Annotated in this window: 6 protein-coding genes and 1 pseudogene; 6 read left to right on the forward strand and 1 reads right to left on the reverse strand. The window is 52.1% G+C overall.

Features of this window, described 5'->3' with window-relative positions; translation table 11 throughout:
- Nucleotides 1-154, forward strand: a 154-nt coding sequence (locus tag Q5Y75_RS07035) for a transposase (RefSeq protein WP_306196467.1), incomplete at its 5' end; no start/stop codon positions are given.
- 213 nt (nt 155-367) lie between these two features.
- Here Q5Y75_RS07035 and Q5Y75_RS07040 read toward each other — a convergent pair.
- Nucleotides 368-682 (reverse strand): annotated as a pseudogene (locus tag Q5Y75_RS07040) (transposase); the annotation flags it as partial.
- Nucleotides 683-1,288: 606 nt separating this feature from the next.
- Here Q5Y75_RS07040 and Q5Y75_RS07045 point away from each other — a divergent pair.
- The 5 genes from Q5Y75_RS07045 (at nt 1,289) to Q5Y75_RS07065 (ending at nt 13,703) form a co-directional block, all read left to right on the forward strand.
- Nucleotides 1,289-3,169: an alkaline phosphatase D family protein gene (locus Q5Y75_RS07045; RefSeq protein ID WP_306195746.1), complete on the forward strand. Its 1,881-nt coding sequence runs from the start codon at nt 1,289-1,291 to the stop codon at nt 3,167-3,169.
- Nucleotides 3,159-6,551: a GMC oxidoreductase gene (locus tag Q5Y75_RS07050; RefSeq protein WP_306195748.1), complete on the forward strand. Its 3,393-nt coding sequence runs from the start codon at nt 3,159-3,161 to the stop codon at nt 6,549-6,551. The genes Q5Y75_RS07045 and Q5Y75_RS07050 overlap by 11 nt, the downstream gene beginning before the upstream one ends.
- Entirely contained in the window at nt 6,544-7,776 is a 1,233-nt protein-coding gene (locus Q5Y75_RS07055) for an alpha/beta fold hydrolase (RefSeq protein WP_306195750.1), read from the forward strand. Before Q5Y75_RS07050 ends, Q5Y75_RS07055 begins: the two co-directional genes overlap by 8 nt.
- Nucleotides 7,760-11,143: an ATP-binding protein gene (locus Q5Y75_RS07060; protein ID WP_306195752.1), complete on the forward strand. Its 3,384-nt coding sequence runs from the start codon at nt 7,760-7,762 to the stop codon at nt 11,141-11,143. The genes Q5Y75_RS07055 and Q5Y75_RS07060 overlap by 17 nt, the downstream gene beginning before the upstream one ends.
- A 517-nt stretch (nt 11,144-11,660) precedes the next feature.
- On the forward strand, nt 11,661-13,703 hold the full coding sequence (locus Q5Y75_RS07065) for an amidohydrolase (protein ID WP_306195753.1): 2,043 nt from the start codon (nt 11,661-11,663) through the stop codon (nt 13,701-13,703).
- The last annotated feature ends 193 nt before the right edge of the window (nt 13,704-13,896 follow it).

Here is a 13,896-nt window from a genome sequence, read left to right on the forward strand (position 1 = left end):
GTACGACAAGCGTCGCTACAAACGCCGCAACCGCATTGAGATCATGTTCGGTCGTCTGAAGGACTGGCGGCGGATTGCCACCCGATATGACAGATGCCCAAAGGTATTCCTTTCGGCCATCGCTCTAGCAGCTACCGTGCTGTTCTGGCCGTAAATCAATGGGTCTAGAGCCTAGGAAACGTGGTCAACGCCTCAAGGCTCAGACGCCAAACACCGCCCCGTCACCAGCCTCGGCTAAGGTCGGTGACGGGGTCAGATTAGCAAACCCCAGATACAGAAGGCTCAGGATCTGAAATTTTGGAGCTCGGCGGTGTTTCCCTTGAAGGTTTCAAGGATCTGTCCGCACTGATTGCTGTGAGGCGACCGTGCTGGACGCCGTGCGATGGGCTTTTAGATATGTGGCACCGATCATGACCGTCTTCTTTTCACCGTGCTCGGCGGCCAGACCAACCATCATTCGTGCGAAGATGCCTTTCTCGCTCCAACGCCTCCACCAACTGTAGAGCGTCATGTGCGGCCCCTAGGCTGCCGGGGCGTCTCGCCAGCGCAACCCATTGCGATCAATGAAGATAATCTCACTCAACACCCTTCTATCATCAACCCGTGGCCTGCCGTGCGACTTTGGGGAGAAGGGGGAAAGCTTGGCCATCTGCCCGTCTGTCAGCGAATAAAGGTCGCTCATGTCATCGCTCCGTTTTTGGAGCCGTGAATCACGAAGCGATGCAAAAATGAATGAATCCTGACCCTAAATCTGAACTCAAAATTGAAAAGGCAATGCTGCAGAGTGGCTCGTCGAAACCGACACCCGCTCCAACAACGAGATCTTCCATCAGCTAATTCGGCCATATCCATATCAAGGATGCCCGCGTCGATACCCCCGGCACCGTTCTCCAAGTCTGCCGGATCGGCGAAAGGCAACTGACCGAAAAGTTCAAGGCCCTGTTTGGCGGATAGCCGTAGACAATCGAGATAAACACGTACAAATTCTTGCTATATTGCTGATCGCAAGTTTTGCTCTACTCTCGTCAAATATCGTAAGCGAAAGCAATAGTTTGAACGATTTCAACACTCAGGGATTTTCCTCGACTCCCATTCAGTTCACACAAATAAATAAGCACTTGGCGCAACTAATTCACAAAAAAAGAAAAATATGATACAGTAGGCTGAATTATCGTTCTTTGTTTAGGTTTTGTTCAGGTACGATGGTTTGAGCATCATAGTTGGCCATACAACAGAAAACTCATCACGGATTTGGGTGAGAGGAGACAAACGGCATAAGCGAGTCAGTTTGCAGCTGAGGGAAAAACTCGATAGTCCAGAAGCAGAACCCCGCCAAACCAAATCAATCCGTCTTCATAGTGGTACCGACTACACTTCTGTCTGGGAATTTTTGGGCCTAAGGCCAGATACGCGCTACGTCGTATTCGCAACATTCGATTCGACATGTATGGAGGCCAAAGAAGATATCGTTAGCGGCCAGTTTCGTACATTTCCCGAACAAGGCACAGAGGATGAATTGTCATTCAGTTTCATATTGTCAAGCTGCAATCTATCGATTTTGAGCATCAACAATCTACTGTCAAAAATAGTCTCATATGCCGGTGTGATTGTTGCAAACCGATCACTGGATCGCCCCACAGAAAGCTGGAACTTCCCGTCGCGGTTTTTCAAATGGACGCGTGGGATCCTAAGACCACTCGCCAAGGCTCTTAGCTGGGCATCAATTTGGATTGTGAACAAGACAACTGGCTTTAAACAGCCTGATCGACCAATTTTGCGCAGTCCCTTTCTGAAGCTCTCTGAGTTGTTTGATAGCGTCACAGTCGGTTTTGAGGCTGGAAGCCATATCCCTATGGTCGGTGATGAGGTCTATCAGGTCGGAACCGGTGCGACAGGTATATTGGCCTATACAGCTTCAGTTAAATCCGGGGATTTAAAAAAAGGCACCGCCATCGGCGAGCTAGTCCTGACCCAGATTAAAGGAGAGTTCGCGTATTCGGGACAACTGAGTACCGGAGGAAAGCGAGTCGGTATGACAACTGAAGCTGAGCGACGTGATAACTATTGGTATTCTAGACCAGACTTTGTCATCCATGCTGGCGACCAAATATACTATGACTTTCCATCAACAGACCTCACTCCGTCACGAGATGAGTACCGGCTCGCATACAGGGAAGCCTGGTTTGAGGACAAACCCCTCAAGCATTTCTTAACGCAGTGGCCGAATTACATGATCTTAGACGATCATGAAATTGTCGATGAATTCCCCGATATTTCCGAAGAAATCAAATCGAAGGTGAAACCGAGAACATACCTTGAGGCTGCAGGCATAGCCTATCAGGAATATGTGCACAGTCGTCATCCCCCCAGTGTAAATAAAACACCGACATCGAATAACCTGCCTGGTCCGTTCAATTATTCCTTTTGTCGAGGAAAGGCGCGTTTTTTCGTCCTGGACACAAGGACGCGACGAAAAATTGGGAAAAATACTTGGCATATGATCGACGGAGGGCAAATGCGCTCTTTGCTGAGCTGGATGAGAGAATTCAAATCCGACCTGAAATTCGTGGTCAGCAGTGTCCCGTTCGTCGCCAATGTGAAAGGCGGAAAACAAGACGATGATTCCCGTCGAAGCTGGTACGGAGCCTACAGCAACGACAAATGGAGCGGTGAGAAATTCGAACAACAGCGGGAGGAAATCATTGAATTCATTGCACGTGAGAGAATAGAAAGGCTGGTATTTTTAACCGGAGACATGCATTGCTGTTATCACGCGACAATGCGTATCGGGACGGGAAATAGATACCAAACGACTACTGTACACGAACTGGCTGGCGGACCGATCTACCAGCTTCAGCTCTCCGATATCGAGTTGTTCGACACCGATGCCACCCGTCATACAAAAAATGCGAACGTCGAATTCAATGTTGAGCTGAACGAAATCCACAATTCTGCCAACGCGGTCATGCACATTGAAGTAAAGTACGCGAAACGTACTGGGTTAAGCCCTAAACCGTCGATCACACCGGAAATTCAGTGGAGTGTCATTCGAACACTGGTCGAGCCGCTGACTCCCGGAGCAGAAACCCGACCGCGCGGCGAGCCCGCAATGGCCGGATGCATTTCATTCGTCGAAACCCGAAATGCAGAGGCGCTATATGTCTGGTAAGCCTGAATTTGATGCTGTTGTGATCGGAACAGGTTTTGCCGGAGCTGTAACCGCGGCGCGACTTGTACAGGCGGGATTAAATATCTGTGTGCTTGAACGCGGTAGACGATATGAGGCGAATGACTTCCCCAAGTACCCGACCGAAAATCTTTTCACCGATCTAAGTAATGATGGTGAATACTCGCCTCCTCCCGATTTTTCGCGTTGGCTTTGGAACGCTGACAGCGGCCTCTATGATTTCCGAAACCTCGGCGATGTGGTTTCGCTTCAGGCGGCAGCATATGGAGGCGGCTCGACAATCTATGCCAATGTCCATCTTCGCCCAGCCGCCGAAGTTTTTGAAGCAGGTTGGCCGGACGAATACCGTATCGATCGTCTAAAGGACTATTTCGACCTAGCCGCCTATATGCTGCAGGCTGCTCCCATCACAAAGCGCCTTGCCAAAACCGCGCAGCTACGACGCGCGGCGTCAGAGCTGAGCAAGAAACACAATTCCTTGGGCAGTCACCCACCATCTTGGTTCCTCGTCCCCTTGGCAGTGAATTTCGACAACCCCAAACGCAACGTTTGGAAGCGTAGACAAGGTGCTTGTGACATGCGTGCGAAATGCTGTCTGGGCTGCGGTGCAAGTGCTAAGAATTCACTGGACATGAATTATCTTGCTATCGTTGAAGACGCCACTGTCAATGGCAAATCGCTTGCAGCAATCAAGACATTGGCAGAAGTCAAGTCAATTAAGCGAGTTAAAATCTCAAAAGATGCTTACTATCAAGTGTGTTATTGGGATCACTTGAGCAATTCCGGAATCCGGCCCTCTAACCAAACTGAAGACACTGCATCTGCCAATGAAGGCCTCCTAAAAAGCGTGACCGCCCAATACGTTTTTTTGTGCGCAGGATCAATTAATACAACAGAGTTGTTGATGGACAACCGTAAGAACCTTTGGCCCAAAGACAGCGGTGTGGCACTGGGTTCGCACTACTTTCCGAATGCAGATTCACTCGCAGCTATTTTTGATTGCGATGAAGATCACGAATCCGATTACGGGCCAATTGCCACTTCTGCACTGCTCTATGACCAGCCCTCAGAGGACGCGACATATTCTACCCTGATGGAATTCAGCGAAGGTTTGACAAGCCAATATGCCCAGCACCCTCCTACCGCAGGAGACCGCATAGTTGGATCCAAGTCGCGTGCAACGGCAGAGTTGGCATATCCACCATTGCTCGACTGGGGGGAATGGGAGCATTCATCAACCTCACCCGCAAGAGGCGAGCTGCTACTTTGCAATCAAGCATCAGAGTTCACTGATGGAGAAGAGCTGCTGTTCAGACCGCCAGGCCGAAAAAATAAGATAGCGCGCGCCACCGTCCGCTCTACCCGCAAGCGACCAAACGACTGGATGCTTGTAGAGGACGGTGGGTTTCCTCCGGATGTCAGACCCCTATTGGGGGCCTTTCGCAGCCCTTTGTGGCTGTGTCGCAATCGGTTCAGCGAACACACTTCCACCGATCGGATATTCAAGACTTTACCGCGCGCAACTCGGGCACGGCATCTGCATGTTCAAACTCTGGCCGAAGCGGTTGGCGGAACTCAGCGCAACGCGGTGCTGTCTGGAAACCCACTTTCGAAACTCCTGAAAAACAGCAGGCCGGAAACGTTCCGATCGTTCGAATACAAAGACATAAAGAGCGGTCTTACTCATCAGGATATTTTCGAACGAAATCTGGTCGAGCTGCTTCCCAAATGGCTGACGGGTGCGATAGAAGACCGAACTCAGGAAACATTCGAACATCTCACCAAACATGCTGAACCCATGTTGGGCCGGTTGCTGGACAGCGTCGCCAGGACGCTTTCTGAACGTGTGGATACCAGCGCGATATCGTCTCAATTGGATCTTGACGAAACCAATGACAACGATATCGAAGAGCAAAAAATCATACTTGTTCGCGGAATGCTGCGGCTGGCGGTCCAGCTAATATTAAACAGCGAAGCCGGCCTTGCGCGCCTTGCGACGAACGCGCTGACCAGCGGCACTCCAAAAAACCTTGAAGAATTGCTCAATCTGGCTGGCGACCTTGTGCTTTGGGCGCTTGCGCATCGCTCGGTTCAGGGGCACACCGCCCTAATCCTGTTGATGGGCAGAGATTTGCATCGTGGAAAACTCAGACTGAATGATGACGGTCGGCTGATTGCAACGCTTCCCGGCCAGCACATAGTGTCAGCGCGAAGCGCGCAGGAACGTCTACTTCGAACGCTTGCCAAGGACGCGTGGAACGGCGAACTCCGCACCAATCCGGTGTGGTCGATTTTTGGCCAGCGCGTCACCGTTCACAGCCAGGGTGGATGCCCGATGGGGTCGGCGATCGACAACAGCGTTACTGACCCATCCGGGCAAGTTCACAAGTGCCCTGGACTGTACGTCATGGACGCCGCAGCCTTTCCAACCTCGGTCGGTGTCAATCCGTCCGCGGCCATCACTGCGGTTGCCGAATATAAGGTCGAGAAATTCATTCGCGAAGTCCTCAAAAGAGATAACTGGGCCGCTCCGGACATGATTGAAGCCCGTGAATGGACCAGTGGCAAACAGCACCAGCTCGATCCGATTGGCACGCGGTCGAACCCCACTCAGTTCGATATACCGGGAGCAATCGGCCTTAAGTTCAGCGAAACATTGGTTGGATTTTTCTCTTCAGACACCGATGAATGCAGCCCGGTCGACTGGCAACAGTTCCAAGGGTTCGAAGAAAAAATTGGCGAATTCGACACGGCAGAAAAGCAGGGCGTCGAGTCGGAATCTACCATTGATCTTGTTTTGGATTTGAGCATTGCAAATCTGAACGACTTGCTCGTTCCGGCAAGAAACTCGCATCCTGCAAAACTTAGGGTGAAGGGAACTCTATCGATACCCGCCTGGCCCAACAATAAAGGCTCCAAAGGCTTTGTTCTGGATGAAAACAGTTTCGTACAGTTGTTCCTTCTGCCTCAAGGCGGATCTGCTCGAACCCGATATTTCCGTTACCAACTCCGCTTCCAAGACGGCAACACGCAGTACAGGCTTCATGGAGGAAAGATCATTCGGGATGACCCGGAATTCGATGTCTGGAGTGATACTTCGACGCTTCACTTTGATTTGATGGAATACATATCCGGAACCGAAGTTCTTGCTGCCAGAGGCATCGTGCGAATGCCTATTGAGAATTTCCTCTCAGAGCAGCTTGGATCCTTCAAAGTGACCGGCACAGATGACCCGGTCAGACAGACTTGGGCTTTGGCCGCTTTTGGGCGGTATTTCTTCGGTCATTTGGTGGATATTTACCTACCCGAGACCAATCGCGTTCTGGACATGGCGAAACAACTCGTGAGCCGAACACATGCCTGAGTCTGCTAAAATCAACGACCACGAATTCTGGTCTGGTCCCAGAAAAGGCGAAAAAGTCAAGCTGTGTTTGCGCCGCTGGGTTCATTCTGCGCCGATTGCCGCACCAGGTTCCCAACGCAAACCGGTCCTTCTGCTGCACAATGCGAGCGGTAGTCATAAGATTTATACGATTCCAGACTCTCGCGAAAACCAGCCACGTTGCCTGTTGGACTGGCTGGTTTCAGAAGGTTTTGATCCATGGTTACTGGACTGGCGGAGTAGCTATCTGACGGTAGCCGATCCCGACAATCAAAAAGTACTGACAAACCATGGGGATGAATTCAACTTTCACAATGCCGCGGAATTTGACATCCCGATGGCCGTCAAAAAAATGCAAGCGCAACTGGGCAAAGAGCAGCCGATCGGGATCGTCGGATTCTGTATGGGTGCCGCCACGCTGGCCGAAGCGATTGCCGGTGGCTGGCTCGACAACATAAACGTGACCCATGCCGTGTTCATGACAATTGGATTGTTTTTCGCAGTCCCGTTTGACACCCGGCTTAAAGGGGACGAACGAACGTTAGAACGGCTGAAAGTCAGCGCAGATTCATTTCATTCCGTCGATCCTCGCGTTCGTGAAGTCAATGAAGGTGATGAGGTCGAGTTACAAGCGCCCTGGCCCGATGAACTGGAGGGCCTTTACAACATGTGGCCCGGTCGGTTCAAACCGCACAATACAGGTCAGAGCCAATCAGAGCCATCCGATGTCCGCTGCGCGCTTGAGATGTATAACCGACTGAGTTTCATCTATGGGACAACCTATGAGGAACGGAAACTCGTTCCGGAAATTCACCGACCTGAAGGGTCGCGTCAGCCGGAACTGGTTGGTCAATTCGGCGCTATGCCGCTGCATATGCTTATTCACGGGGCCCAAGACGTCAGACGAGGTTGCGCCGCCGACTACAACAGTTCGGAAGAATTGAAGGACGCCCAATTACTGTCATCAGATGCACTTGCTCGGTTCGGAAAACTCGAGCGGGTGACCCTGATCACTGGCGAAAAAAATCGTGTCTGGCACCGCGAAAGTATCGACCTCATGTACGAGTGGCTCCACAGACTGCCATCCAATCATTGGCGAAAGCTTAACAAGATCATTTATCCGGATTTTGGGCACCTTGACCTACTATGGGGCAAGGATTCTGTTAGAAAGGTATTCCCCGAAATTAAACATGGACTCGAAAATTGACCTGTTTGCGTGTAGGTTTATATCCAAGGTAACTAGCAATCCTTGGGGGGGTGACGGCGAGACTGCGTTTTTCGTCGGCAGCCGAAAGATGAACCGATCTCGGCATCAATTAAACAATTCGATTTCCGAGACGAATCAATCCAGTCTCAAACCTGCGACCTCAGCCGCAGAAGCCATATCGACGGACGTTCAGCGGCGTCAAGCAACCGTAGTATTCGCTGATATAGCAAACTCAACGGCGCTTTGCGAGGAGATCGGCACAGAGAATTACTATGTAATTCTAAAGCAAGTTATGACCATTCTGGTCGATGAGGTGCAGGCCCAAGGAGGCGCCGTAACTGAATATGCAGGTGACGGTGTCATGGCGCTGTTTGGGGCGCCTTCTCCGCTGGAAGATTCGGCGCTCAGGGCTTGTAAGGCCGCCGTCCGTATTCACGACGCAATTTCGCATTTGTCTTCAGAAACTGACAGGCAGCGCAAGACCTCGGTCCAGCTTCGCATTGGTATTAACAGCGGGACTATCGTGGGCGGAAGGCTGGGTATCATCAATACTCACGATTTTACTGCACTTGGTGACACCGTTAACTTGGCTGCAAGGCTCGAGAAGCTCGCTTCGCCCGGCTCAACTTTGCTAAGCGATTCCGTGTTTAGCGAAGTCGAACCTCATATCATCGCCGAGGCTATCGGGGAACATTCCCTCAAAGGGTTCCAAGCTCCAGAAATGGTATTTCGCCTGATCGCTTCACGCCCGGGCGTGTCACGGTTTGATGCAGCGATCTTCAAGGGCCTTACAACATTCACTGCACGACAAGGTATTGTTGACTCTCTAATGGAGTCGTTCAGCCGATCTGAGAGCGGCCTGCAGGTGGAACTGATATCTGGCGAGCCCGGTATCGGGAAATCCAGATTGCTACACGAATTCATCCGTCAGTTGGATCTCCATAACGGCCGTGTGAAAGTTTTTGAAGCTCATTGCACGTGGGATGGTCAACAGATTCCTTTCCGGCCCGTAATCGACTTCATCCGGAGCGGGTTTCATTTGACCGACAGCGAAACCGTATCCAGTTCGGAACAAAAACTAAGGAAAGGGCTCGAAGCTCTTGGACTTCCGACCGGCAACAATTTGCATCTTCTCTTGAACGTGCTCGGCATCGTTCCGTGGAAAGGTGATCTCCACAATCGTCATGTCGAGGTGGTGGGAAACCTGACCAGAAATTTGATGATCGACATATTGCGCTCGCGCTGCGCCTTGTGTCCTGTGGTGTTTCAAATCGAAGACCTACAATGGATTGATAGCGCGTCGGAAGAGCTGTTGACTCATGTAATTGATAGTTGCTGCGATCTACCTATGTTAGTTGTCGGCACTTTCAGGCCCGAATACGAACCGCATCGAATTGCTCACGACCTTGTAACGAAAAGAGTACTACAACCGCTCAACTCAACAGAAATGTCTCAGCTGCTAAGAGCGATATTAAATGGCATTAGTCCTCCAGAAGAGCTTCGTTTCTTTGTCGAAGGCGAGGCTGACGGGAATCCTCTCTTCGCCGAAGAAATTGTGCAATACCTGATGAATTCCGAGGCCCTGATTGCAACACAACAGGGCTATACATTTGAAAAACGATTCCTCGAATTATCTCCTCCCGCTAGCATTCAAAATCTCGTCCTCGCGCGAATCGACAACCTGACAGAACCTGCCGCAAAATTACTACAGGCCGCTTCGGTTCTAGGCAGAACGTTCTCAATGGAGTTGCTGTCGGGACTGTCGGGCGAAACCGCGACATCGGGCCGACCCATCGAAGAGTTGTTGAAATCGAACCTGCTGATTGCCGACAAATCGGCTGGCCCCGATATCCTGAAGTTTCGACACGCGCTGGTCCGCGATGCCGTGTATGACACATTGCTGATCAGCAAGAGGCAGGAGCTTCACGCCAAAGCAGCCTTTGAATTAATTGCCCGATGGGAGGGTCGTGAAAACGAAATTGTTGAAACTCTGGTATATCACTTCGAGCGAACAGAGCATAAACGGGATTTGTTTCACTATTTACATATGGCAGCCTCGAAATGCCTTCGCATCTACTCTTTGGACGATGCTAGGCGCTATTTTCAACAGACCTTGACGCTCTATGACGAATTCCCTGGCACTATAGATCAGCGCTCGTTGGCAGCTTTGCTTGCAGATGCGATGCGGGAGATACAACTGAGATCCGACTTTCGCGCGATTGTAAAGCTGGCGAAACGATACTGGCCCCAGATAGAAGAAATGCCCAGCAGTCAAGAAAAGTCGCTGGTCCTGATGAATTACGGACATGCGCTGTCTCATGCGCATAATTTTGCCTTGGCCGAAGCAGTTACGCTCGAAGGTATCGGCATCGCGCAGGAACTTGGTGATCTGGAAACGGAAGCCTATGGCAAAGTTGTGCTGATGAAGACGTACAATAAAAACATTTCAGGACAACCACCTGACATCGTGCAGAAAATTGGTGCGGATGTCATGTCCGTAGCCCAGAACAACGCCGATGGCTATCTTGAATCTGTCGCAATATTCGAGATCGCCAGCAGTTACATGCACCGGGGACAGATCGACAAAGCCAGAAAACACGCTGCAGAATTATATGCAGTTGGGCAACGAAAAGACGATCCAAGAATTGAAGCGTTTTCATCGTGGTTGCACGGTTGGCTCGACATTCAGGAAGAGCGTTTTCAACAGGCGATGGATCACGCCGACAATTGCAAGCGAAGCGCCCTGACGACCGCAGACAGGCTTGTCGGGAAAATGGTAGAGGGATCAGCACGTACACTTAGCGGCGATCCAAACGAAGGCCGTAAAATCCTTCAAAATATTCACGACAAGGCAACTAAGCTTGGCGATAAGAACATGTTATCCGGCGTCGAGCCGATGCTGGGTGTCGCCATCGTACTGACTGGCGACTTAACGGCGGGGATGCGATGGCTCAAGGCCTGTGCCGCCGAACGAGATCGCGTCGGGTACAAAGGTGGCAGCTATTTCACCAAGTTGGTAATGGCAGAGGTCTATATGCGCCTCTATCTCCGACAAGGACAACTTCCGATTGGTAAGATAATCAGGAATTTACCCTATATCGTGTTCGTAATCCCCTCGGCTGGGCGACGTGCAGAACAACTTTTTCGGGAAGTCGAAAAAAGTGGTCAATACGACTATCCGTCGATTACCCATGTACGTGTCAACCTTGGATTGGGGCTAATACATCAAAAGCGAAAGCACATAGAAAAGGCCAGAGAATACCTGAACGAGGCCCGTCTGGTTGCCAAGGAACTCAACGCAACGGCATTACTGAACAAGACAGAGGAAGCCATTGCTTCGCTGGAGGCAAAACATGCGATTGAGTAATGCGGTTCAACACCCAGATTGAGTGTTGTTCGGGGTGCGGTTAAGCAGCGGATTTTTTAACCCGTTGACCGTCCATAATCCCCGATGCCAACCTGTTCAACGGGCCAAACTAGAAATGGTTTCAGTTAGGACTTACCATGTTTAAAACCACGATAAGCGGCGCGAAGGCGACCGTTAACCGCATGTTGACTCTGCCGAGAGCCGAAACTGCAAAGTCTTGTTTTGAACGTCCGATTCGGGCTGGGATCGGTCATCCGGTTGGCCGCGCCCAGGTCTGCAAGGCCAACACCGCTTGCCGCACCGCCCGAAGTCCGGAGAGAGCCCAGAGAAGACTAGGATGCGACTGCAGCAACTGTGCTTTGCACCTATTGGCAGACCATGCCGGACGACTGCCATGGCGACGCTGATTTCAAGTCAAACCCGGCTTCTATGCTGCGTGCGACGATTTGTTCTTAGTGGCTTATTGACCACGTGTTAGTTTTTCATTGGGCGAACAATAGGCAGCTAGGAGCATGGAATGCTAAAGACCCATCTTACCCGGCGCGGGATGCTTACCTTGCTCGTAAGCGCGTCGTCGGCTGCCATCGCAAGCGCAACCTCCGCTGACACGGCGTTCTCGCTGCAGGACCTTGGAGAGCAGCTTGAAGCTCTACCTGAGATTACCGTCTACACTGCTCGCCGCGTGATCACGATGGAGGGCAATGAGCCAAATATTGACGCGGTGGCTGTTGTTGGTGATCGCGTTTTGGCAGCCGGGTCGCGCGACGAAATTGTCGACCGGATTGGCCAGCAACCCTTCCGCGTCGACGAGACCTTTGCCGACAAGGTCGTGATCGCCGGGCTTATTGACCAGCACGTCCATCCCTTTCTTGCCGGTCTAACCCTGACGGCAGAGATTATTGCGATTGAGGACTGGAACCTTCCGACGGGTCTGACGCCGGCGGTACGGTCAGAGGAAGAGTACCGAGAGCGTCTGGTGGCTGCTGAGGCCGCCATGGAGGATGCCGATACGCCGCTTCTCACTTGGGGTTACCATCACTTTTTTCATGGCAACGTACGACGCCAGCAATTGGATGAAGTCAGCACGACGCGCCCCATCATCATTGTCCACCGGTCCGCCCATGAGTTTATCTTCAATACGGCAGCTATGGATCTGCTCGGCATTGACGAGGCCTTTGTTGATGACCTTCAGGGCCTTGCAGCAGAGCAATCGAGTTTCGAAGACAGCCATTTCTTTGAGGCTGGCATGTTTGCGGTCCTGCCAACCGTCGCCCCGATCCTGGCGACGCCAGAGCGCTTGATTAATGGATTGAGGCTGACGCGAGAGTACATGCATCGCGCAGGTGTGACGGTGGGTTGCGAGCCTGGGGGTGTTTTGTCGCGGCCGCTTCAAGACGCGACAAACTCAGTGTTCTCAGGCTCGGATGTACCGGTCCGTATGTACTTCATAGGCGACGGCAAATCATTGCACGAGTTGTACTTTGACGACGGCAGGATGATCGAAGAAACGGAGAACCTGCTGGCGTGGGGAGAGGGCAAAACGAGCTTCCTTCCACGGCAGGTGAAGCTCTTTGCGGACGGGGCAATCTATAGCCTGCTTATGCAGGTGTCCGAGCCCTACGTAGGCGGCGACTTCCACGGTGAGTGGATCATGGAACCCGATGTTTTCAACTCAGCGTTCGACGCCTATTGGGAAGCCGGCTACCAAATTCACGTCCATCAAACTGGTGATCTGGCTGTAGACATGGTTCTCGATGCGGTCGAGCGGAACATGCGCCGCATGCCGCGCTCGGATCATCGGACCACACTCGTGCATTTCGGCTATTCGCGCCAGGATCAGGCCGACCGGATCGCTGAGCTTAGCTGCAACGTTAGCGGCAATCCTTACTATGTGACGGCGCTATCGGATCGCTATGGTGATATCGGCCTCGGACCCGAACGCGCCGACGACATTGTGCCGCTTGGCCCGATCAAGGCAAATGGCACCCCGATTTCATTCCATTCCGATGTCCCAATGGCACCAGGCGAACCCCTGTACCTTGTGTGGGCTGGCGTGAACAGAACAACCGTGTCAGGTCGCGTCGCAGGGCCGGATCATCGCCTGTCCGTCGAGGACGCATTGCGTGCCGTCACCATCGATGCCGCGCAATCCATCCGGCTCGAAGCAGAGATAGGCTCCATCGCGCCCGGAAAAATGGCTAACTTCACGATTCTTGAGGAAGACCCGTTCGAAGTCGACCCTGACGCGATCAAAGACATCGGTATCTGGGGGACCGTCCTGGAAGGTCATATCTTTCCGGTAACAAACGATTTCAGCCTCGACCGTGCGTCGCTTTTCCCACCAAAGGACGCAATTCAACGTGCGCGCGCACCGCTCTACGCGCTGGCCGATGTACCACGTGTTGCGCAACGCGGCGTTCAATCTGGTTGTTCTTGCTGTGCCTCACCAGCCAGCGGCGCCTGCACGCCTTCTGTCGCTGGCCAGGTCTCGACCATTAGTTGCTGCGGAACGAATGCTGTCGGTTGGGCCGTCGTGTCGGAATGGGTGACAAAGGTCTGAATACTCTAACTGTGCACTGGAATGAGAGTGTCCGCTTCGTCCGCGAACTGTGAGTTCAAATGGCTTGCGATTTTCGATCGCAGCGAACGGCTGTTTCGACGCACCGCATCGCAGCGATACTTGGGCCGGACCAATTGCTTCTCAATGCCGAGTGCTGGGGCAGGGTATTCTGCTGATCAACCAAGCCCTAGTA

It is taken from the genome of Ruegeria discodermiae (assembly GCF_030758345.1).
Classification (GTDB): Bacteria; Pseudomonadota; Alphaproteobacteria; order Rhodobacterales; family Rhodobacteraceae; genus Ruegeria_C.